This window comes from Parvularcula sp. IMCC14364 (genome assembly GCF_030758415.1).
Lineage (GTDB): Bacteria > Pseudomonadota > Alphaproteobacteria > Caulobacterales > Parvularculaceae > Aquisalinus.
In genome coordinates this window covers 3,383,497-3,403,776 of the sequence record NZ_CP132334.1, presented here as the reverse complement: position 1 = coordinate 3,403,776, position 20,280 = coordinate 3,383,497, and the positions used below count along the sequence as shown (strand labels likewise).

At 48.0% G+C, this 20,280-nt stretch carries 24 protein-coding genes, 1 tRNA gene and 5 pseudogenes; 10 read left to right on the top strand and 20 right to left on the bottom strand.

The features are described 5' to 3' along the window. Complete coding sequence (locus RAL90_RS16130; RefSeq protein WP_306252471.1) at positions 1-459, bottom strand: GNAT family N-acetyltransferase; 459 nt, start codon at positions 457-459, stop codon at positions 1-3. A 105-nt stretch (positions 460-564) separates the two neighbouring features. On the opposite strand from RAL90_RS16130, the gene RAL90_RS16125 reads away from it, so the two are divergent. Then, entirely contained in the window at positions 565-972 is a 408-nt protein-coding gene (locus RAL90_RS16125; RefSeq protein WP_306252470.1) for a hypothetical protein, read from the top strand. Positions 973-982: 10 nt separating this feature from the next. Here the strand turns inward: RAL90_RS16125 and RAL90_RS16120 are convergent, their stop codons facing one another. From RAL90_RS16120 to RAL90_RS16100, 5 genes are all read right to left on the bottom strand, one after another. Continuing rightward, positions 983-1,420 (bottom strand): nuclear transport factor 2 family protein, encoded by a 438-nt coding sequence (locus RAL90_RS16120; RefSeq protein ID WP_306252469.1) that lies wholly within the window; start codon positions 1,418-1,420, stop codon positions 983-985. 17 nt (positions 1,421-1,437) lie between these two features. Beyond that, a complete protein-coding gene (gene yidD / locus RAL90_RS16115) occupies positions 1,438-1,746 on the bottom strand; it encodes a membrane protein insertion efficiency factor YidD (protein WP_306252468.1) in 309 nt (102 codons plus the stop codon). Further along, complete coding sequence (locus tag RAL90_RS16110) at positions 1,743-2,183, bottom strand: iron-sulfur cluster assembly scaffold protein (RefSeq protein ID WP_306252467.1); 441 nt, start codon at positions 2,181-2,183, stop codon at positions 1,743-1,745. Before RAL90_RS16110 ends, yidD begins: the two co-directional genes overlap by 4 nt. Positions 2,184-2,229: 46 nt before the next feature. Next, a complete protein-coding gene (locus RAL90_RS16105; RefSeq protein WP_306252466.1) occupies positions 2,230-3,909 on the bottom strand; it encodes an FAD-dependent oxidoreductase in 1,680 nt (559 codons plus the stop codon). Positions 3,910-4,314: 405 nt separating this feature from the next. Then, positions 4,315-4,833 (bottom strand): hypothetical protein, encoded by a 519-nt coding sequence (locus RAL90_RS16100; RefSeq protein WP_306252465.1) that lies wholly within the window; start codon positions 4,831-4,833, stop codon positions 4,315-4,317. A 62-nt stretch (positions 4,834-4,895) separates the two neighbouring features. Here RAL90_RS16100 and RAL90_RS16410 point away from each other — a divergent pair. Further along, positions 4,896-5,617 (top strand): annotated as a pseudogene (locus RAL90_RS16410) (IS5 family transposase); the annotation flags it as partial. Here RAL90_RS16410 and RAL90_RS16085 read toward each other — a convergent pair. The 3 genes from RAL90_RS16085 to RAL90_RS16075 are packed head-to-tail and all read right to left on the bottom strand — an operon-like array spanning position 5,610 to position 7,657. Continuing rightward, the gene (locus tag RAL90_RS16085) at positions 5,610-5,783 is read right to left on the bottom strand and encodes a TetR/AcrR family transcriptional regulator (protein WP_306252464.1); all 174 of its coding nucleotides are present in this window, start codon (positions 5,781-5,783) and stop codon (positions 5,610-5,612) included. The pseudogene RAL90_RS16410 and the gene RAL90_RS16085 sit on opposite strands and share 8 nt — an antisense overlap. 52 nt (positions 5,784-5,835) lie before the next feature. Next, on the bottom strand, positions 5,836-6,966 hold the full coding sequence (locus tag RAL90_RS16080) for a VOC family protein (RefSeq protein ID WP_306252463.1): 1,131 nt from the start codon (positions 6,964-6,966) through the stop codon (positions 5,836-5,838). Beyond that, complete coding sequence (locus tag RAL90_RS16075) at positions 6,908-7,657, bottom strand: PQQ-binding-like beta-propeller repeat protein (RefSeq protein ID WP_306252461.1); 750 nt, start codon at positions 7,655-7,657, stop codon at positions 6,908-6,910. Before RAL90_RS16075 ends, RAL90_RS16080 begins: the two co-directional genes overlap by 59 nt. Positions 7,658-7,852: 195 nt before the next feature. On the opposite strand from RAL90_RS16075, the pseudogene RAL90_RS16070 reads away from it, so the two are divergent. Beyond that, positions 7,853-8,970: pseudogene (locus RAL90_RS16070) on the top strand (IS3 family transposase). Between the two features lie 223 nt (positions 8,971-9,193). Here RAL90_RS16070 and RAL90_RS16065 read toward each other — a convergent pair. Both RAL90_RS16065 and RAL90_RS16060 read right to left on the bottom strand, forming a co-directional pair. After that, entirely contained in the window at positions 9,194-9,841 is a 648-nt protein-coding gene (locus tag RAL90_RS16065; RefSeq protein WP_306252459.1) for an NAD(P)-dependent oxidoreductase, read from the bottom strand. After that, positions 9,841-10,221: a PAS domain-containing protein gene (locus RAL90_RS16060; RefSeq protein ID WP_306252456.1), complete on the bottom strand. Its 381-nt coding sequence runs from the start codon at positions 10,219-10,221 to the stop codon at positions 9,841-9,843. Before RAL90_RS16060 ends, RAL90_RS16065 begins: the two co-directional genes overlap by 1 nt. Positions 10,222-10,575: 354 nt before the next feature. Here RAL90_RS16060 and RAL90_RS16055 point away from each other — a divergent pair, with 354 nt between their 5' ends. From RAL90_RS16055 to RAL90_RS16045, 4 genes and pseudogenes are all read left to right on the top strand, one after another. Next, the gene (locus tag RAL90_RS16055; protein ID WP_306252455.1) at positions 10,576-11,292 is read left to right on the top strand and encodes a bacteriorhodopsin-like; all 717 of its coding nucleotides are present in this window, start codon (positions 10,576-10,578) and stop codon (positions 11,290-11,292) included. A gap of 9 nt (positions 11,293-11,301) precedes the next feature. Beyond that, positions 11,302-12,207: a Brp/Blh family beta-carotene 15,15'-dioxygenase gene (locus tag RAL90_RS16405; protein WP_372340389.1), complete on the top strand. Its 906-nt coding sequence runs from the start codon at positions 11,302-11,304 to the stop codon at positions 12,205-12,207. Positions 12,208-12,272: 65 nt separating this feature from the next. Further along, a complete protein-coding gene (locus RAL90_RS16050; protein ID WP_306252453.1) occupies positions 12,273-13,244 on the top strand; it encodes an NAD(P)/FAD-dependent oxidoreductase in 972 nt (323 codons plus the stop codon). A 5-nt stretch (positions 13,245-13,249) separates the two neighbouring features. Beyond that, positions 13,250-13,537 (top strand): annotated as a pseudogene (locus RAL90_RS16045) (TIGR03643 family protein). A 255-nt stretch (positions 13,538-13,792) separates the two neighbouring features. Here RAL90_RS16045 and RAL90_RS16040 read toward each other — a convergent pair. The 6 genes and pseudogenes from RAL90_RS16040 to RAL90_RS16015 form a co-directional block, all read right to left on the bottom strand. Continuing rightward, positions 13,793-13,972: pseudogene (locus tag RAL90_RS16040) on the bottom strand (transposase); the annotation flags it as partial. A 178-nt stretch (positions 13,973-14,150) separates the two neighbouring features. After that, positions 14,151-14,618: a DUF4174 domain-containing protein gene (locus RAL90_RS16035; protein ID WP_306252451.1), complete on the bottom strand. Its 468-nt coding sequence runs from the start codon at positions 14,616-14,618 to the stop codon at positions 14,151-14,153. Between the two features lie 12 nt (positions 14,619-14,630). Next, entirely contained in the window at positions 14,631-14,867 is a 237-nt protein-coding gene (locus tag RAL90_RS16030; protein WP_306252449.1) for a hypothetical protein, read from the bottom strand. Beyond that, on the bottom strand, positions 14,836-14,955 hold the full coding sequence (locus RAL90_RS16025; RefSeq protein WP_306252447.1) for a DUF2256 domain-containing protein: 120 nt from the start codon (positions 14,953-14,955) through the stop codon (positions 14,836-14,838). Before RAL90_RS16025 ends, RAL90_RS16030 begins: the two co-directional genes overlap by 32 nt. Before the next feature lie 191 nt (positions 14,956-15,146). After that, positions 15,147-15,980, bottom strand: coding sequence for an IS5 family transposase (locus RAL90_RS16020; RefSeq protein ID WP_306249540.1), 834 nt, complete (start codon positions 15,978-15,980; stop codon positions 15,147-15,149). Positions 15,981-16,200: 220 nt separating this feature from the next. Next, positions 16,201-16,734, bottom strand: a complete 534-nt coding sequence (locus RAL90_RS16015; RefSeq protein ID WP_306252445.1) for a peroxiredoxin — start codon at positions 16,732-16,734, stop codon at positions 16,201-16,203. Between the two features lie 231 nt (positions 16,735-16,965). On the opposite strand from RAL90_RS16015, the gene RAL90_RS16010 reads away from it, so the two are divergent. Together RAL90_RS16010 and RAL90_RS16005 are read left to right on the top strand one after the other, a co-directional pair. Next, positions 16,966-17,553, top strand: a complete 588-nt coding sequence (locus tag RAL90_RS16010) for a demethoxyubiquinone hydroxylase family protein (RefSeq protein WP_306252443.1) — start codon at positions 16,966-16,968, stop codon at positions 17,551-17,553. 17 nt (positions 17,554-17,570) lie between these two features. Then, positions 17,571-17,870: a VOC family protein gene (locus RAL90_RS16005; RefSeq protein WP_306252441.1), complete on the top strand. Its 300-nt coding sequence runs from the start codon at positions 17,571-17,573 to the stop codon at positions 17,868-17,870. An 83-nt stretch (positions 17,871-17,953) separates the two neighbouring features. Here the strand turns inward: RAL90_RS16005 and RAL90_RS16400 are convergent, their stop codons facing one another. Beyond that, on the bottom strand, positions 17,954-18,361 hold the full coding sequence (locus tag RAL90_RS16400) for a thiol-disulfide oxidoreductase DCC family protein (RefSeq protein ID WP_372340388.1): 408 nt from the start codon (positions 18,359-18,361) through the stop codon (positions 17,954-17,956). Between the two features lie 136 nt (positions 18,362-18,497). On the opposite strand from RAL90_RS16400, the pseudogene RAL90_RS16395 reads away from it, so the two are divergent. Next, a pseudogene (locus tag RAL90_RS16395) lies at positions 18,498-19,219 on the top strand (IS5 family transposase); the annotation flags it as partial. Between the two features lie 272 nt (positions 19,220-19,491). On the opposite strand, the gene RAL90_RS15985 reads toward RAL90_RS16395, so the two are convergent. Both RAL90_RS15985 and RAL90_RS15980 read right to left on the bottom strand, forming a co-directional pair. Then, positions 19,492-19,566 (bottom strand) — tRNA-Thr (locus RAL90_RS15985). 13 nt (positions 19,567-19,579) lie between these two features. Next, positions 19,580-20,278: a GNAT family N-acetyltransferase gene (locus tag RAL90_RS15980; RefSeq protein WP_306252437.1), complete on the bottom strand. Its 699-nt coding sequence runs from the start codon at positions 20,276-20,278 to the stop codon at positions 19,580-19,582. Between the last annotated feature and the right edge of the window lie 2 nt (positions 20,279-20,280).

The window sequence follows — 20,280 nt, the reverse complement described above, 5'->3', positions numbered from 1 at the left end:
CTATAATGCCAGTTTCATTCCCTCATGACTGGCGCTAAAACCCAGCCTTTCATAAAACCGAATAGCGTCAGGCCGCATCTTGTCGGTGGTCAACTGCACGAGTTCACAACCTCTGGCTCTGCATTTTTCCAAAGCCCAGTCGAGCATCGACTGACCCAAACCGGCACCACGATGCGATGCTGCGATGCGAACACTCTCAAACTGGCCGCGCCACATGCCGCGTCGGGACAGACCCGGAATGAATGAGAGCTGTAAACAGCCAACAATTTCCTGCTCAACAGCAGCAACTGCCATCAACTGGTTGGGGTCCACGCTTATAGCCTGAAATGCCTCTTGATAGCTCCTGTGTGGTGGATCTGAAACATGTTCACGCGACTGGCCAAGCTGATCGTCAGCCAACAATGCGATAATGGCCGTCAAATCTGTCTCTACTGCCTCTCTGAAGAGGTACTGGCTCATTCTGATCTCCCCACTGATTTTTTATCAACTCCGCTCACATTTATGTGTAGCCCTCTATCATAATACCGAGGCTGGTGTAGGTGCGCACCATAAGGAGATTTAACCATGACTGATTCCAAACTCAAACTCTCACTTTTTGCTATTCGCTTCACACTGTTTTTGTTCTTTTCTGTCTGGGCGATTGAGAAATTTATCAAACCTGAAACAACTGTCGCTATCTGGAAAGCGTTTTATCTGGCTGATACCTTACCGTTACAGGCGTCTTACATTATCGGTATTATTCAGAGTATAGCTGTCCTGTGTCTCCTCTTCGGCGTTGCGAGATTTTGGTCTTACGGATTTTTTCTTCTGATCCACGGCGTTGGTACCGTATTGACCTATGAACGCCTTCTTGATCCGTACACCGGATCGAACCACCTTTTTGCAGCAGCCATACCTGTTTTTGGCGCTCTAGTGGCACTGTTCCTGCTACGCGACGAAGACACGCTGTTCACGATCGGTAATAGAAAATAGACCAGATGCATCATTTGACCGCCGGGAAATACCAAACCCGGCGGATGAGCCCGTCTTCCAGTTCATATACAACAGTTGCGGACTGCTGACGTTCCTGATTGTCAGTATCTACCCATAACACTTTTTCAACACCACTGACATATGGGCCGTTGACGGCAGCGCCCTGCAGCACACTGACGCTCTCGAGGTCTGTTGCGAAATATGCCGCAAGGCCTTGTAGCATCGCCTGCTTGCCGGAAACGGAAACAGTCTGGGTAGACCCGGCTATATCAATCCATTCAATATCGGGGTGCATCAGGGAGGACATTTGTTCAATATCCTTCTGGTTATAAGCATTTATATAGGTGGTAACCACTTCATGCTTACCCGTCATTTCTGCATGTGCAGAAACTGAAAACAGCATGGCGGCCACTGCCATGGGTAAAAATTTCTGAATAAATTTTTGCATCTTATAATTTCCTTCGCCTAGACCCGCTCTTTCCAGGACCAGTCCCCATAACGCCAGGGCTGCCAGCGATAAGAAGGCAACTCTTCGGGTACAGGATCAAACCCGTGACTGCCCAACGGGTGACAACGCAGCAGCCGTGCCAGCGTCAACCATGACCCCCGCCAGAATCCATGACGCCGATATGCTTCCATGGAATAGTTTGAACAGGATGGTGCATGGCGACACCTTGTACCCATCGCATAAAAAACGACCGAGAATGTATGCTGATAAAGTGATAACAACAGCATGGCGCCGCGCGCCAGCAGCCCTGGCTTACGCCTGCTCACGCTTGCTGTTCCGCTTGAAGTTGATCAAGGCAGGCAATCACTGCTTCGAAAACAAGCATCGTGGAAGCATGACGCGCAGGATACCCGCGTATGGGCTCCAGTTTTTCCAACTCCTGCCAGCGCTCGGCAGTTGGCGGCGGCCCGTTATCTTTCAGCATGGAAAGCATCTGGTCTCGCACTTCTCTCAACTCCTCACGGCTTGCACCAATGACATGCCTTGCCACCAGCGAGGCCGCTGCCTGCCCCAGAGCACAGGCTTTGGCTTCAACAGCAAACTCTTTAACTTTGCCATCTTCGAGGTTCATGTCCACTGAGACCTCGGAACCGCAAACACGCGACACTTTTGTGGCGCTTGCCTGTGGAGACTGAAGGCGCGCCCCATTGGGGATATTGCCTGCTGCCTCAAGCAAGGCATTGGAATACACTTTTGCTAACATGACTTATAAATAACCATCCATAGCCGTTTTCGCCAGTACAGCTGCCTCACATGGCGCTCCCGGCCACATCACTGATCGCCCGGTGAATATCGCTGACCACGACAGAGCCCTCACCAACAGCACTGGCGACACGTTTGACCGAGCCTGCCCGCACATCTCCAACCGCATAAATGCGGGGCCTGCTTGTCTCATATTGCGTTGGCAATCGCTCAATCTTCCAGCCTGCCCGCACCAGATCCAGCCGCTCCAGCGCTGTGCCCGTTTTGATAAAGCCTTTGTCATCTCGACGTACCCCCTCCGGCAGCCATTGTGTGAAAGGCGCTGCACCAACAAAAAGAAAGGCAAACGGCGTATCAATTTTCTTTTCTTCATCCCGACATTTGACCGTTACGCCGGTCATGCGCAGATCTTCAAGCTGATCTGTGGCACTCCCGTGTAACGCGGAAATCTCTGTTTGCGGATGAAGGTGAATGTTCGGCATTTCTTCAAGCCGACGCACAAGATATTCTGACATGGTCTCCCGAATATCCGGGCGACGATACATCACATGTACTTCTTCCGCCGTCTGAGACAGAAAGACGGCCCCCTGCCCCGCAGAATTGCCCGCGCCAACAACTGCCACTTTTGCTCCGTGGCAAAGCTGAGCTTCCATGGGAGAAGCGCCATAATAAATTCCGCGCCCTTCAAACTCTTCGAGCCGTTCAACCGGCAACCGTCGATATTGTGCCCCGGACGCGATCACGACGGCTCTTGCCTTGAGCTTGCGGCCATCTTCCGTAGACAGGCTATACTCCCCTGTCTCAAGCAACTCCAAAGCGCTCGCCTTTGCGGGTGCGGCCATGCGGACACCAAATTTCTGCGCCTGAATAGCTGCCCGCTGCGCCAACTCAGCCCCTGACACACCTGTTGGGAATCCCAGATAGTTCTCGATCTTGGACGACGTACCCTCCTGCCCGCCCGGACCGTCACAATCCAGCGTCAGAACGGAAAGCCCCTCTGACGCAGCATAGACGGAACTGGCAAGCCCCCCTGGCCCGGCACCCACCACAATCACATCAGCCACGGCCCCATCAGGCAATAAGTCAAGGCCAAAGGCTTCAGCCAGATCAGTGACCGACGGTTTTGAAAGAATGCGCGATGCCCCGCGAATGACAACCGGCAGACTGTCTGCTGAAATATCTCTTGCTTCCATGATGCGGCAGGCAAGTTCGTCTTTATCCGGGTCAAGCCAGGCATGTGGCACTGTATGCTTGTGCAACAGATCACGCGCTGCAAACACCGTCCGGTCATAAGGCGCTCCGATGACAATAACGGCCTTGTGGTCTGCGTCCCTCGCAAAAATTCGCCGTGCCGTAAAGGTACGCACAAAGACATCTGAAAGGTGAGAATTTTCAACCAGCAGGCGATGAAAAGCTGCATAGGGAATATGCAAGACATCACCGGGCTTCCCCATGACGATACGCGCCAGAGACGCATGCCCTGTCATGGATGAAAGGTCGCCGGCAAACTGTCCCGGCTCCATCCAGCCGAGCCGTTTTTCCCCTTCTGCCGTTTCCACAAAAATATGCGTTTCGCCTGACAGGGTCACCAGACAATCAAATTCCTGCTCCCCCTCGGCGACCAGCACATCTCCGGCAGCGTGAGACTTTACCTCTCCAAAAACTTTCAACTGTTCGATTTCGCGATCATTGAACGTGTAGTTCACGTCAGCTGGCGGTGTGGTCATCTGGCAGGTGCCTCCTTGTCGGCTTTACGCATAGCAGATCAGACATCGATACGCCCCAGGAAACTGCCTGTCAGGCGTCGTTATGCGCAGCCGCGCCGACAAAAACACACTTTCGCGTCGGCCCACCTGCGCCAGTCTGATAACTGATCAGCTTTCCCTTCTTAACGTCAGCAATCCATACAATAAGGCCTCACCAGAGGGGGCACATAGATTTTTATTATCCAATAAAAACAGGATGTTGATATATTCTGGCGGGGAAAGGTCCCGCTCGACCAGGCATGTTATCCTATTCCCACTGTTTGAGGGAGAGGTGACATTGGACCGCCCTGTTTATGTACTCCAGTTGTCAAGTTAGGCTTGGCTTTATAAGGGCTAAACAAACCCGTCTGGAAAATGTTCGTGAAGTCATGTTTGCTTTAGAGTAATTTTATTTTTCAAACGGTCATTCACCACGGCAAGGATTGAACCCATTATCATTTTAACTGTCAGGTCTTCAACTTCCTTCAAGTTCGCTTTGCTCCTGAGAAAGTAAATACCGGCTGAAGCTGGCAGACCGAAAGAGATGTCCGTTGCTGCACGAGCGACTTCTATTGGCAAATCAAAGTGTCGGGAGACAATCTTGGCCAGATAGGTAACAGCTGCATCCCGCCCAAAATCAGTTGGATCATGATCCCGGGAGATGCTTGGTTCGGATTGGAGCCGCTCAATCAACAGTCCCCTTTGCGCTATGTAGGCAAGATATTGATGGGTTACACTACGAACAAGATCCTCGAAAGTTTCTGCACTTTCTGCAGCCTGAAACTGCAAGCGCCGCAGACTTCGTAGTTCCTGCTCCAGGAGCTCTTTAAGGAGTTCAGTGAGGTTATCGAAATATGTGTAAACTAGGGTCTGTACCCAATTTAACTGATTGATTTGTTTGTGCAAAGCGTGATTCAGGGATTTCCGAAAGGGAGTCTTAAATGGCGCGGTTTGATTTGTCGGATGAAGAATGGGCGGTGATTGAACCGTTGTTGCCAAAGGTTAGCCGCGGCCCGAAGCGCAAAGATGATCGTACGATCCTGAACGGCATCTTTTACATTTTGCGCACAGGCGCGCCATGGCGGGACTTGCCGGAACGATATGGACCGTACACGACTGCTTACAATCGGTATAACAGGTGGGGCGAGCGCGGCGTCTGGAAGGGCATATTCGATGCGCTCGCTGAAGAATGTGAGGACAGTCTGATCTTCATAGACGCCTCGATTGTCAAAGCTCACCGCGCAGCGAGTGGCTCAAAAAGGGGGAACTGGCGGAAGATATTGGACGCTCACGGGGCGGTCGCACAAGCAAAGTTCACGTGGCCGTAGATGAAAATGGCAGGCCATTGCGCATTGAGGTCACTGGCGGCCATGTTCATGACAGCCAGGTGATGAATGTCTTCCTCGACTGGGAGATGCCGCCTCTGGCGATGGTCCTGGACAAAGCCTATGGCAGTGCGAAGATCAGGCGCGATATCGCCGATGAAGGTGCGTTGGCGGTTATTCCCGCCAAGTCCAATGCGCGCAATCCGGTCCCGCATGACACCAGCCTTTACGCCATGCGTAATATTGTCGAGCGGTTCTTCTGCAAAATGAAAGACATGAGACGGCTGGCTACACGGTTCGAGAAATCTCGAAGGAACTTCATCAACATGATATATCTCTTCGCAGCAAAATGCTGGATCAATTGAGTCCACACCCTAATGACTTACTGACGCCTGCCTCCCGACCAATCTGCTCCATGGAAAGATTGGCCACGCCATCACGAGCCACAATATCAGCAGTACACTGCATAATCATTGACCGGCGAATTTCAGGGCTGTATCGTCGTCTTTTCTTTGGGCGCAGATCACTCATCAGACTTTTCTAGCATATTTTGGCCGACCTGTAAGCAGTTTACCGCAATAAGTCAGTCGACATCCGCGTGCATCCAGATCAAGTCGTCAATGGATTCTTCACGAGCTGCAGATTCATTTTGCTGTAATGAAAATACGTTTCCATCCGGGTCGGAAAAATAGGCAACGCGCCAGCCCTCTTGAAATCTAAAATCTTCAATCACGGCCACCCCCATACCTGCAAGACGCTCAACTTCCTTTTGCAAATCTTGCACTTCAAACGCGATAGAATTATAGCCAATCCGATCGAGCATCTGTGAATTTGAGTGTGGTGGCGTAACCGGATTTGTATACTGCCAAAATTCAAGATCCAGATTGCCGGTTGAGTACCAGGCAGCCTTGATCGCAACATTATCAATGTTCGCTATTTCGTCAGCCTTGGGATTATCAAACAGCTCTGCCGTCCGGCGAGGCATATATCCCAGCAGGTCACTGTAAAAAGCAGTCATCTTTTCAATATCAGGCGTGACATTGGCAACATGACCAACCCAAAACGCATCTGGCCTGCGCGGTGTCTCATCCACTTCAAGCTCGACCATGGTACCATCAAGGTCTAGGCCATACGCATACCGCATACCATACCCCCCAAGATCAACCGGCTCCTTTCCCCGGCTGACCATTTCCATACCTGCGGCTCGAAACTTCGCATACGCCGAATTGGATGAAGGAGAAATAAAGCAAATATGTGTATAACCTGGGCCTGAGACAGACCTGACTTCTGGCGACTCTGTTACTGACGGATCAAAATCTACCAGATGCAGGAATACAGTCGGCGTCTTGACAAGCGCGACCTCAACTTCTTTGTCCTTGTGATTTCCTATCCGTGACATTGGGAAAAGAGATTCGGCAGGCGCTTGATAGCGCTTTACAACCTCATACTGAACACCCTGGTTATAGAACTCCAGCGTTTGATCAATATCTGAAACGGTGACACTCACATACCGGACACCTTTTATGCCAGTTTCAAGTGGCATTTGCGCATTTACAACGGGATCCTGAACCTGGTCTGGTACGGGGACAGAAGTCGTTTCTTTACCGCAACCTGCAAGAGCCATTGCCGAAAGACTAATAACGAGCAAGCGCATCTTATTCCCCCTCATCCGCAAGGCCAAAAGCGAGTAGAACGTTACCTGAAATATTGCCAAATTTATCATACCCTGAATTGATAACCACCATATCGTCCAGAACGACCGGCCCTGTTGCGTCAATCGAACCGCCTTTTGCGTCAACGCCATTGACAGTATCGAAGGCAACATTCGTGTCGTAGCGCCACAAAAGCTCACCGCTGTCTGCAGCATGGACATTCAACAGGCCATTCAACGCACCAGCAAACACGATATCAGGTGTAGCGGTAACAGCCGCAGAAATCGCTATCTGACAGCGCCGCTCCGGCCTGTCACAGAACGGAGGTTCGACCACACTCCAGACTTCCGCGCCATCTTCAACGCGGTAGGTGTGCACTCCTTGCCTTGCTGGTCCGGTGGTCATGTGATGGCCGGGTGTATCAGCAATACCCACATGCACAACTTTCCCGTCACTGGCCATGCCCCAGTGAACACCCCCGTTATAACCGCCCATACCGGCACGCTGAGACCACAGAACGTTACCTTCATTATCCGGATCAAGACCAAAAACCATGCCCGACTTCTGCCCCGCGACAATTACGTCTTTACCGTCATGGCCTGTAACCAGCAAAGCCGGAGCCCCGAAGTCAAAATCAGGTCCGTCTTCTGCAGGGCAGTTAGGACCATCAACAACACATGAGCCATTCCAGGCATCACCTGTGACTGTTTGTTGCCCCCAGACAAACTCACCTGAAGACAGGCTCACTGCCACAATAGCGTCGCTTAGTTTAGTGGATGGGGATGAATAATTCTCACCCGTTCCGAAATACAAGAGCTGACGTTTGATATCTACAGTTGGTGTTGTCCAGATTGGTGCGCCTGATGGTCCCCAGGAGGTTACTGTCTTAGCCCCCTATAACTGTGCCACTTAAATCGTATTATTCTATGAGAATGTGGAGGTATTGAGATGGCAAGGAAGAGATTTTCAGACGAGGACATATTGAACCTGTTGCGCCAGATTGAGCTGAGCCTGGCATCAGGAAGCGACGTGCAGACGGCGTGTCGATCAGCAGGTATCAGCGATGCGACATATTACAACTGGCGCAAACGCTATGGCGGCATGGGTAAGTCACAGCTTCAGGAACTGAAAGGGCTGGAGAAAGAGAACGGCCGGCTGAAGAAGATTGTCGCAGAGCTTGAGTTAGACAAACTCATCCTCAAAGAAAGTCTCGATTATTTAAAGCCCAAGGTCTGACGATTGCCAATCTACGTCAGGCCGTCATTCATGTGCGCAAGAAGTTTGGATCGTCTGAACGGCATACATGCAGAACGATTGGCCTTGCCAGATCGACCTATCACTATCGAGCAGTTCCCAAAGATGATGACAGCCTGCGGCTGGCATTAATCAGGTTGGCCAAGCAGTATGGTCGGTACGGCTACCGCAAGATCACTGAGCTGCTGCAGGTTGAAGGCTGGAAAGTCAATCACAAGAAGGTCGAGCGCCTGTGGAGAGAAGAAGGACTGCAACTCCCCAAACGTCACAAGAGACGCAAACGCCTCTATCATAAAGACAGCTCGATTATCAGGCTGCGTCCGAAGTATCCAAACCATGTCTGGGCGATTGACTTCGTACATGACAAGCTCAGCAATGGTACCCAGTACAAGATGCTGACTGTGCTGGATGAATACACCAGAGAGGCTCTCTGCGTGACCGTGAAGCCTCGGATGGGCAATGTAGAGGTGCTGGAGGCGCTGTACCCATTGTTCTTGGCGAGAGGTAAGCCTGACTATATTCGGTCAGATAATGGCCCAGAGTTTAAAGCGGAAGCGTTCCAGAAATGGCTGAGCAAGGTTGGCATCAAGCCGATACGCATTTATCCCGGCAGTCCCTGGGAGAACGGTTATAATGAACGTTTCAATGGGACACTACGCAGAGAAGTTCTGAATGCTGAATGGTTCCATACAATAGATCAAGCAAGAACAGTCATCACCAGGTGGCTCAGACAGTACAATCATATCCGGCCTCATCAGGCACTCAATATGCGTCCACCTGTGCCTGAGACTCTAACAAGAAATGGCCCATAACAATGGGGCTTTACACTTGCAGTCTTCCCAAATACCCATGGACTGCTGGCATGAGTGGCTAGAGATCACGCCCAAGAAAACTGCAATCGAGATCGCTAACCTAGAAGCGCTCTTGCCAACACTACAGACGCTCACAGACGCTGTTCTCGGTGGTGAGCTGGATGCAGTGCTTAAAGCTTCATCTGCCGCACGCCGGGCTCAGTTTGGCAGGGGACAGAGTTCTTCAATGAACTAATACCGGTTTCAAACCTACGTGTTTCTCTTCGGATAGCGCATTTAGCACGAAGTGCGCGACGTCCTTCCGGGAAATCCAACCGTTTCGCCATTCGGAAGGCGATACCAAAACCCTATATTTTTTGGTCATTCTCGTGTTTGTAAGCACACCGGGACGAGCGATAGTCCAACGTAAATGGGATTCTATGATCATATCTTCCTGATTTGATTTATCAGCATAAGCCTTTCCGAAAACTGCCATAAATGGGAGTTTTTGAAGAGGGTTTATCGCGTTCCTTGAGTCTCCAGCACCAAATCCTGTGATTGATACTAAGCGTTGAATTCCGGATTCTTGCATTGTACGGATTAGCACTTCTGTGGATTTTGAAAATAAAGAAACCGGACCACTAAGAAGCTTCATATTGAACGGCACACCCAAGGACTGCACAACATAGTTACAACCTTGCATAGCTGATAACAAATCATTTTTGTTTAGTGCATCACCTTCGACAATTGAAAGTTGAGGATGTTCAATTTCAATCTTCGCCGCCGAGCGCGAAAACGCCGTTACAGGAAAGTTTTGTGATAAAGCAAATCTACATACCTCATAGCCGATTCCGGAACGTGCGCCGATGACAAGAATTCGTCCATTTTCCATCAGATCACTTCTTCTACTGGATTTTGAGCACCAGCAAAGTACAAAAGGCTCCCGTCTTGCCCGAAAATTGGACGGATACGCAGTCTATTTAGGAATTTTTTTCCGTCCTTACGATAATTCAGAATATCAATTGTGAATGTGGTTTTAGCTCTTAAACCCTGTCGAATAGCTTCGATTGCATGGGGGTTGGTTTCGCTGCCCTGAAGAAAACGGCAGTTTTGCCCAACAGCTTCCGCAAAGGAGTATCCAGTTTGCAACTCAAATTCTGGACTTACATAAATCATTGGGTTATCGGGCAACGAAGGATCGCTTATTACCACGCTCATACTCAACTCATCAGGCATAAGAAGCGTTTTGAGCTGTTCATTGTGCATAGCCATATCTGATCCTTCCTAAGCGTTGCATTTTTTAGTGAGCCCTGATTGTGGATGCTTCATCTAGGCTATCCGGCTTAAGTCCTAACCTAATTCGTAAAATTTCCTGATATAAATCGTACGAAATTTCCATATTCATTTCACCCTCAAACTTCTCTTCAAGCCAGAGCAGCTCAAATAATAGATGTGTGTTCTTTTCTGCATGTTCCATTTCTCAGGACGTAGGAAAACCGTAGCATTTGTCTATCATTGATATTGATTATTAAAATCATGCTCACCGCGATATCTGTACACCAATATTTTTGACTTTTGAAAACTCAAAACTACATCTCGCTCATACATGTTTGGAAAGGATTTGTAATGGAAGAACTTCTGTTGGATCCAAGCGATTACGTCGGTGTTTCGTTTTGGATAATCTCGGCTGCAATGGTAGCAGCTACTTTTTTCTTCTGGGTAGAACGCGATCGTGCAGTTGGAAAGTGGAAAACATCGTTAACAGTAGCCGCAATGGTTACGGGCATTGCAGCAATCCACTACTTCTACATGCGTGATGTATGGGCACAAACAGGAGAAAGCCCAACCGTCTTTCGATACGTTGATTGGCTTCTAACGGTTCCCCTACAGATTGTTGAATTTTACCTAATTCTAGCTGCAATTGCGGTCGTAGGGGCAGGTTTGTTCTGGAGATTGTTGGCAGCTTCGATCATTATGCTTGTCGCAGGATATCTCGGCGAGGTAAACGCTGATAATTCAAGCATACTCTGGGGTTTATTTGTCTTAGGAAGCGCCGCTTGGGTATATATCATCTACGAAATCTTTGCCGGTGAAGCGAGCAAGATCAATGCTTCTGCTGGAACTGTTTCTAGTAAGAAAGCGTTTAACGCGCTCCGCATCATTGTAACGGTTGGATGGGCCATTTATCCCCTTGGATATATTTATGGCTATGCCGGTGGTGGAAACATCGACCTGCTAAACATAATTTATAACCTCGCTGATTTCGTAAATAAAATAGCATTTGGAGTGGTAATCTGGGCAGCTGCTACGAGTGACGACGCAAATCAGTTAGCGAAAGCTTAGTTACATACCATGGCTTCTAAGGAGCTAGTTACCACTAACAAAACGATGCACGGAGTAACGTCCGTGCATCGCCTTATTCTGGTAGGGATTACAATACAACTCGCGATATTTTCGATAATATTTGGATCAATTGATCTTCTAAGTACAAATCACCTAATTTTTATTACGGTGCTGATCGTATTAATCGGCCTGCCCCACGGGGCTCTTGATATTCTAGTTTCAAAAGAAGCACAGATTTATAAAGGAATATTGGGCTTCACCCTTTTCCATTTGGGTTATGTGGCAACAGCTATCTCTGTGTTTATTTTATGGCTCTTCGCACCTGTTGTATCACTTGTACTGTTTCTCTTATTATCCGCATGGCACTTCAGTTGTGATTGGCGAGAAACCTACAACGGTCTGCAGCGTATGCTATTTGGAATAACTTTATTGTCGATCCCGTCCCTCTTCTTTCCGGAACAGATTAGCCAAATATACTCAGTACTTTCTGGTGAAGACGCTAGGATCATCATGGAGTTTCAGAGAGCTATTTGTCCCGCGGCAGTCATATTAAGCATCGCCAGTCTTGTTTTCAATAAGAGCGCTCACGCAATTGATATTGTTTGCCTCTACGTATTAGCAGCAACACAACATCCAATAATATTTTTTGCATTTTACTTTTGTGCGTATCACAGCATTCTTCATTTTACGCGAGAACTTGACAATTTTTCACACTATGCCGATCGGGTCCGTTACCCGGTCGTAATCCTATACAGTATCCTAGCGATTTTGGTTACAACTCCACTACTGCTGAGTATTTTCACATCCAGTCTTGTATCAGACGTCGTGATAAGCCAGATATTTATTGGTCTTGCCGCACTGAGCTTGCCACATATATGTCTGATAGAATTCAAACAACGATACAGTCGGACTTAACTTTGCATAAATTGCCCCTCTGTGGGGAACTGTGAAATAAATCAAAATTAAAAAAGGTGCCCAGATTGAGAATAGCTATAATTGGTGCAGGTATATCTGGCATTACTGCAGCGCGAGAGCTTAGCAATTATGCAGAAGTCGTCATTTTTGAAAAATCGCGTGGAGTTGGTGGAAGAATGTCGACAAGGTACGCCGGAGTCCATGAATTTGATCATGGAGCTCAATATTTTACGGCTTCGACTGAGGAGTTTCTATCAGTTGTTTCATCGATGATAGACCAGGAAATAGTTCAGCGGTGGCCGGCACGGGCGCAATACCTCAAATCTGGTTCTTATGAAAAAGATACAGGAAAAGATCGTTTTGTTGGCACGCCTAGGATGAACCAAGTCCCGAAATTCTTAGCTCGAGACTTAAACATCAATACGGAGCATCGCGTGCTCAGGATCGAAAAGGTGAACAATAGTTGGATACTGAGTTTTGACGATCAACAGGCTAGCGATCCATTCGACTGGCTAGTGATTGCAATCCCTGCCCCGCAAGCAACAACTCTGCTGACTGGAAACAAGGTTTTACAGTCTTTGGGGGACGTACGCATGAATGCTTGCTTCAGTCTTATGCTTGGGTTTGACAAAAGTATTGATGTTGGTTGGGATACACTTCGCGTCGATCATGACCCCGTTAGTTGGATCGCAGTGAACAGCGCCAAGCCAGGTAGACACAAACAATACGGCACACTAGTTGTGCAAACTTCCGAAACTTGGTCTAATCGACATCAAGAGTATGATTTACCTTGGATCCAGTCATCGCTGGAGACTGTCACCTCATCCCTTACAGGGTTGAACGTAGCGACTGCACCATTTCGCAAGCTACATCGTTGGCTTTATGCATCGAACGCCAATACTCCACACGGAGTTCCTGTTTCTGTACCTGAAGATCAGATAGGCATTTGCGGTGATTGGAGGGAGGGAGGTCGCGTCGAGGGAGCTTTTCTCAGCGGGCGGCGAATAGCTCACGAAATTATTAAACACATTCGATAAACTGGATGTCAGAGAACAATAGCCCTTTCGCCTCTATACACAGTTTCAATGCTCACCGTTCAACTTTAGAGATTAGCATGGTAATTCGATCAAGTACTGAAGAGTCGGAAATCATAGAATTAGCATGGCAAGACAATACTTCTTTTGATTCTATACGGATCCAGACTGGCCTAACCGAGGCCGAAGTGAAAAAGTTGATGCGTTGATGCCTAACACCTTCATCTTATCGTTGTTGGCGCAAGCGCGTGTCAGGTAGAAAGTCAAAACACACTGGATACTATGAAGCACTATAAAATTATCGTCTTAATGCGGTCTCCATTACACCAAACACCATTGTGTTATCTACATAGTTACCATTCTATCCGTATTCTTGACCCCATAATTTTTGAGCTTTCGTATCAGTTTGAACAAACTCTTTGAATCTATCTCCACGGGCACCGATCGCCCAAAGCGGTACAAGATCGTTAGTATGATTTCGAGACGCCCACTGATGACCTGGAATATTCCCCTTTCCTCTGTCTTGAACAACCAGAAAGTCATTAAATGGTCTCCAACGTCTTCAGCTTGCGGGCGTCCGACACGTCTATGCCGCCGAACTTCGCTTTCCATTTATAAAAACTAGCCGGGCTGACACCGTGCTTGCGGCAGACCTCTGACGTCGCCAAACCGCGCTGCTGTTCATTAAGGATCGCGATGATCTGTTCCTCAGTAAATCTCGACTTTCTCATGTCCGTCTCCTGTTGACGGACTCTCCATTCAAATGAGGGACCAATTGGGGCTCACGTCAGTGGGAACAAGATGATTCCAAAAAAATGCAATTGCAGCTGAAATCTTGAGGTGAATTTTCATAAAATACATTTTCGTATTAGTTCTTATAAAGATCAACAACTCCTATATTTCAAAAAATTATTGTTCAGACACCGAGCTATCTAATTCACGAATTCGCATTGGCATTGCGTCAATTATTGTGAACAAATCAGTTGGATCAAACACAGTTTCCCAGCGCTGTTTAACCGTGCCGTCTTTGCCGACGAGTATCGCTTTGTAATTTTGACTTTTGCCAAGCGAAAACTTGTCTTTCAGGCCCTTTGCGGCTGGGGCGACGGCATCGCCGAATAATGCAAATGATCGATAACCACTAACTTGAATAACAACAAGATCGCGCTCTTCAAGATCGTTAGTTACCTCTGAAAGTAGCGTCAACTGTTCAACCAACAGGTCCGAATCCCGATCGCTTGAAATTATCAATAGACGTTTATCCCAAATATAATCTGATAAATTTCGCTCCATCAATAATAAGTCCGCATTAGAAGACGGCTCATCAACTGTTTGCAACGCTGTGAATATAGAGAATAAGAGAATAAAAACGGACATATTAGACTTTTCCTATGTGTAATGAATTTCGAGTGCCGCAAGAATCTCTGGGATCTTTTTCTTCAATCCAAAAAACCCTTTTTTTGCATGTGGCCAAATCATACGATCATATTTTCTAGAGTACTGACAAACTTGAGTGTCGATACCTACAATCGCAAAATCAATTTTGCTACGAACAGGACCTATCGGTGGTTTGAGCAGACAAATTCCATCCAAGTCATTCGCCTCGATCTGAACAATAAACGACATTATCCCAGTTCCTTTTCCACTTCTTCCGCCAATTAAAGGGACGTTCGCAAACAGGACATAGTTTGGAGGGTAAGTTCCTTTTGCTCATGGGATACCCTGCTCGAGTGAATTGAGCGTTTTACCCAATTCTGTTTGAGTCCAGTCCTGCGCAAACCTCAACTTCACCCAAATTGAATTAGGGCAAGCTCTACAGATGTCTAGTACGCCTGTACAACCGCAAGATTACTCATTAAGAATGGCCAACGGCTGTATCCTCTAAGAGTCTGAATCAAAAGTCTTTCATATGAAACATGCTCTTGCCAGTCGTCTTGTTGCGATACGGATGTGAGCCATGAATAGCCATGCGATAGCTGAGGTCCAGCATCGTTCCCAATCCTTGGCGAGACGGCGTGATCGCCCTAACCATGCGAATGTGCGTTCTACGACCCATCGCCGGGGCAGGACTTTAAAGCCTTTCATTTTATCGGATCGCTTGATGATTTCCATCCGGAATGGACCGACTTTTTTAAGTTTGCGCTTTAGCTTATCTCCCGCATAGCCACCATCGGCAAAGATATGGCGAAGCCATGGAAATTTGTCTCGCGCTTCCATCAACACCGCTGGTGCGCCGTCGCGATCCTGTACATCCGCGGCATGCACAAGTGCTGTCACCAGAAAGCCTTCCGTATCCGTCAGAATATGCCGCTTGCGGCCTTTTATATTTTTGCCCGCGTCAAAGCCAGTAATACCGCCACTTTCTGTGGTTTTAACCGACTGGCTATCGATCACACCTGCGCTGGGGTGTGGGCTTCTGCCGTGTGCTTCGCGGCATTCAAACAGCAGGCGGTGATTGATCTTTTCCAGCAATCTGTCATCACGCCACCAATAAAAATATTTCTGAACCGTCGAAAAAGGCGGGAAATCCCTTGGTAACATGCGCCATTGGCAGCCAGTAGACGCGATATACAACAAGGCGTTCATGATCTCCCGCATCGGCCACTTGCGAGGACGCCCCATCCGATTTGGAAGAGGTATTTCAGGTTCAATCAAAGCCCATTCGTCGTCCGTCAGATCACTTGCATAGCGCAGGAAACTGCGGTCATAATATGTGCGGGTGGTTTCATTCCAACTCATCTGATCCTCCGTGTCTTAAGCAAACAAAGAGAATCATAAGTCGTTGAAATCACCCAGATACTTTTGGATCAGGCTCTAAGGATTTTCTCGACGTCGTGCTTATAAGCTCTCCTATTGAGGAATGACGTCGAGCAATACTTGGCTAAAGGAAGTTGCAGTCCCCATCACTGCTCCCCCCCCCCTGACATCACAGTGCTAAATACCCAGCGAACCAGGCAACCTACGCTGCGGCTTTTTCAGAACCCCTTAGATATCCGAGCATTGTTTCAGCATCGGATACTAGAAATGGATCATCCTCTGCGTTGTCGCAAAATCCTGGCTCTGTGAACAATTTCACGATCTCGCCATTATCGATGAGTGCTGAATATCTCCAAGAACGCATGCCAAAACCTAAATTGTCTTTTTCAACAAGCATTCCCATTTTTCGAGTGAATTCAGCTGACCCGTCAGGCAGAAGCAGGACTTTCTCCACACCTTGATGTCTTCCCCACTGGTGCATCACAAAAGCATCATTCACACTTAAGCAAACTACTTCATCAACTCCCAATTGTTTGAAGTGATCGTAATTCTCTTCGAAGCCTGGAAGGTGAGTTGATGAGCATGTAGGTGTAAAAGCTCCTGGCAGAGCGAAGAGAACAACTCTTTTGCACTCAAATAACCTATCGCTTGTCAGATCTTGCCAGCGATATGGGTTTGGACCTTGGACACTTTCGTCACGGACACGAGTACGGAATGTAACACTTGGTACTTTCATTATAATCTCCAAATTAATAAACACGACCCTGGAGATAGGTTGCTCTCTCACCTAGAGAAATCAAAAATTCAAATAGGAATGATCGAAAAAACTGATTGTGTCATGCATTGGAAAAGCGTTTGAAACGTAGACCGTTGCACTAAAAAAGAGAATTCAATATTGTGGCCGTTCGCTAGCAGTCACCTATGTAATGGGTTAGTTCAGTTGGAGAGGCGGTACGTCACTTTTGCTATGACAAATCTTCAGGAAAATACTACCTCGCACCAAATCCGTATCATCAAAGAATACCCAGCAGATTCTGTTGCGGTTCCATTGGCGATGAGAGCATGGATGAGGTCCAATCATGCTGGAGAAACGGGGGCTGTTTGGATTTATAGAGGTGCTCTGTTAGCCCTTTGGTCCCCAAAGATAAGGCGAATGGCGAAGAACCATATCCAATCTGAAAAACGACACCTCGTTGTTATGGATCAACTGGTGCCGGTCGAATCACGATGCCGACTACTAATGATATGGAAGATACTGGGTGCGGGACTTGGGTTTCTTTCTACCCTTTTTGGATACAAGACTTTTTGTTCCACTATCTCAGCTGTAGAATCCTTCGTCGAGGAGCATTACAATGAACAAATTGAATTCCTAAATGACCACGAAGGATATTCAGATCTGCAGCTTGTTTTAAAACGGTGTTGTGCTGAAGAAGTCCACCACAGAAATGATGCTGAGAGTGGTCTTTCAGGGCAACGCGGAATTTTAGATAAGATTTGGGTCAGTCTCGTCGAGAATGGTTCAGTTGCAGCTGTAAGCATAGCGAAGATTATTTAATTCGTACAGGTGTGAAAATGCTAGATGAAGTGCATCACGTGGCCATACAGGTTCGCTGTATCGGCGATTCGATGAAATGGTATAAGGAATCGTTTAATTGTGAAATTGAATATCAAGATGATTCTTGGGCCCTAATAAAATTCAATAACATGTATCTTGCTCTGGTTTTAGCAGAACAGCATCCTTACCATTTTGCGATTGTACAAGAAGGCATTGATCGGTACGGAGAACCAATTCCGCACAGAGATGGCACTCGCTCCGTATACATTAAGGATCCAGACGGGAACAATGTAGAAATGTTAGAGCTTGCCACTTGATGTACTCTGAAGTTTTTCAGTAACAGTTACATGCGCGAATAGCATAGCGACATCCTACAAAATCAGGCTGAACGGCATTGCGTTCACTTGAGCAATCTTTGTTTCGCGTTCGTCACTGAGCGAACGGTATCCTGCAATATTGGTCTTACCAACAAAAAGCAGAAGTACAGTCCATTCAGTATTGCGCGGCTTACAGGAAATCGTCCCAAAGGTCTCAGCCATGCAAGGCCTCGAACCTTACTCCAGATTTCTGTAAATGCTTGTGCACCTGATACAATTTCTCCACTTGGTATTTTTACGTGAAATCGGGCCATCATTCGATCACGTGAAACGTCACAAGAAAGAGGACGTACGTCGTCAGATACATCTTCGAAGTTAAAACGTTGATCAGGCCCTAATGCCGTTTTGAGCGTTCGAATCTCGACTAGGCAAATTGGGCAGCTGCCATCGTAACAGACTGTGGTAGGATTATCATTAGATTGGTCTGTCATTATTGTTATTTAGCGTGTATGTGGGCGGTTTCTAGGGTCTGTACCCAATTTAACTGATTGATTTGTTTGTGCAAAGCGTGATTCAGGGATTTCCGAAAGGGAGTCTTAAATGGCGCGGTTTGATTTGTCGGATGAAGAATGGGCGGTGATTGAACCGTTGTTGCCAAAGGTTAGCCGCGGCCCGAAGCGCAAAGATGATCGTACGATCCTGAACGGCATCTTTTACATTTTGCGCACAGGCGCGCCATGGCGGGACTTGCCGGAACGATATGGACCGTACACGACTGCTTACAATCGGTATAACAGGTGGGGCGAGCGCGGCGTCTGGAAGGGCATATTCGATGCGCTCGCTGAAGAATGTGAGGACAGTCTGATCTTCATAGACGCCTCGATTGTCAAAGCTCACCGCGCAGCGAGTGGCTCAAAAAGGGGGAACTGGCGGAAGATATTGGACGCTCACGGGGCGGTCGCACAAGCAAAGTTCACGTGGCCGTAGATGAAAATGGCAGGCCATTGCGCATTGAGGTCACTGGCGGCCATGTTCATGACAGCCAGGTGATGAATGTCTTCCTCGACTGGGAGATGCCGCCTCTGGCGATGGTCCTGGACAAAGCCTATGGCAGTGCGAAGATCAGGCGCGATATCGCCGATGAAGGTGCGTTGGCGGTTATTCCCGCCAAGTCCAATGCGCGCAATCCGGTCCCGCATGACACCAGCCTTTACGCCATGCGTAATATTGTCGAGCGGTTCTTCTGCAAAATGAAAGACATGAGACGGCTGGCTACACGGTTCGAGAAATCTCGAAGGAACTTCATCAACATGATATATCTCTTCGCAGCAAAATGCTGGATCAATTGAGTCCACACCCTAGGTCCAGAACACTAATCACATCATTGGAAAGAACATTCACTCCAGATGTTTGCTGATCATCTTCACTCAACAATATGGTATCATTTGCAGCGCCGATCATATTTTCTCCTCCCTTTAGCAAACATAACGACAAAGAAATTTAACTTAGGAGTCAACTGCTGAATTGCCTCAAGACAAATCTTAGCGAAAAAAAACTAAAGAAATACGGTTGTCCTGCCTCATTATAACTGTTCCACATTTTGGTATTGCACATCAAAATCTGGTGCCGCTGAAGAGATTTGAACTCCCGACCTTTTCATTACGAATGAACTGCTCTACCCCTGAGCTACAGCGGCGGTAATAGGGAAATTACTTTTTTGCTTCTGCGCGCGCAAGTGTTTCGCGGATATGTTCCAGTTTCTTTTTCTGCTGCCCGGCTTCCTCAAAATTTTCTGGCAAGAGCCATTTTTCGAAAGCCCGGGCACATATGGGCCATTCACGATCGAGCATGGAATACCAGTCCGTGTCACGGTTCTGACCTTTCACCACCATGTCCTGGCGGAACTGCCCTTCAAATGTAAAACCATATCGCAGCGCTGCGCGGCGGGATGGGGTATTCAGATGATTGCATTTCCACTCAAAGCGACGGTAACCGCAATCCTCAAACAGGTGTCGGCTGGCGAGATAAAACGCCTCGGTTGCTTCTGGCGTGCGCTGCAGGTCGGGGCCATAGGTTACCGCGCCGATTTCGGCGGACCCGACTTCCGGGCGCAACCGCATGAATGAAAACACCCCCAGCAGTCTGTCCAATTTTTTGCTGTGAATAACAAGCGTGCGCCAACCGTGTGTCGCAACAAGCTGTGTGTAGTCAGACTGAAACTGACGGGCACTTTGTGGCTGCTCCAGAGGAAGCCACTGCCAGATTTCCGCCGCCCCTTCCTGACACACAGCCTCAAAAAGTTGAGCGCTATGCGCGGGCGCATCAAACGGCATCAAATTTACAAGACGTCCCGGAAGCTCCCGATCACCCGGCAAAGGGCAGATTTGCCAGTTGGAAAGATCCTGCACCA

Bases quoted from the DNA above. Each gene is read 5' to 3' on its own strand.
- RAL90_RS16130 (WP_306252471.1), bottom strand. From the start codon at position 459: ATGAGCCAGTACCTCTTCAGAGAGGCAGTAGAGACAGATTTGACGGCC.
- RAL90_RS16125 (WP_306252470.1), top strand. From the start codon at position 565: ATGACTGATTCCAAACTCAAACTCTCACTTTTTGCTATTCGCTTCACA.
- RAL90_RS16120 (WP_306252469.1), bottom strand. From the start codon at position 1,420: ATGCAAAAATTTATTCAGAAATTTTTACCCATGGCAGTGGCCGCCATG.
- RAL90_RS16110 (WP_306252467.1), bottom strand. From the start codon at position 2,183: ATGTTAGCAAAAGTGTATTCCAATGCCTTGCTTGAGGCAGCAGGCAAT.
- RAL90_RS16105 (WP_306252466.1), bottom strand. From the start codon at position 3,909: ATGACCACACCGCCAGCTGACGTGAACTACACGTTCAATGATCGCGAA.
- RAL90_RS16085 (WP_306252464.1), bottom strand. From the start codon at position 5,783: ATGAGTGATCTGCGCCCAAAGAAAAGACGACGATACAGCCCTGAAATT.
- RAL90_RS16065 (WP_306252459.1), bottom strand. From the start codon at position 9,841: ATGGAAAATGGACGAATTCTTGTCATCGGCGCACGTTCCGGAATCGGC.
- RAL90_RS16060 (WP_306252456.1), bottom strand. From the start codon at position 10,221: ATGGCTATGCACAATGAACAGCTCAAAACGCTTCTTATGCCTGATGAG.
- RAL90_RS16055 (WP_306252455.1), top strand. From the start codon at position 10,576: ATGGAAGAACTTCTGTTGGATCCAAGCGATTACGTCGGTGTTTCGTTT.
- RAL90_RS16405 (WP_372340389.1), top strand. From the start codon at position 11,302: ATGGCTTCTAAGGAGCTAGTTACCACTAACAAAACGATGCACGGAGTA.
- RAL90_RS16035 (WP_306252451.1), bottom strand. From the start codon at position 14,618: ATGTCCGTTTTTATTCTCTTATTCTCTATATTCACAGCGTTGCAAACA.
- RAL90_RS16030 (WP_306252449.1), bottom strand. From the start codon at position 14,867: ATGTCGTTTATTGTTCAGATCGAGGCGAATGACTTGGATGGAATTTGT.
- RAL90_RS16025 (WP_306252447.1), bottom strand. From the start codon at position 14,955: ATGAGCAAAAGGAACTTACCCTCCAAACTATGTCCTGTTTGCGAACGT.
- RAL90_RS16020 (WP_306249540.1), bottom strand. From the start codon at position 15,980: ATGAGTTGGAATGAAACCACCCGCACATATTATGACCGCAGTTTCCTG.
- RAL90_RS16015 (WP_306252445.1), bottom strand. From the start codon at position 16,734: ATGAAAGTACCAAGTGTTACATTCCGTACTCGTGTCCGTGACGAAAGT.
- RAL90_RS16010 (WP_306252443.1), top strand. From the start codon at position 16,966: ATGACAAATCTTCAGGAAAATACTACCTCGCACCAAATCCGTATCATC.
- RAL90_RS16005 (WP_306252441.1), top strand. From the start codon at position 17,571: ATGCTAGATGAAGTGCATCACGTGGCCATACAGGTTCGCTGTATCGGC.
- RAL90_RS16400 (WP_372340388.1), bottom strand. From the start codon at position 18,361: ATGACAGACCAATCTAATGATAATCCTACCACAGTCTGTTACGATGGC.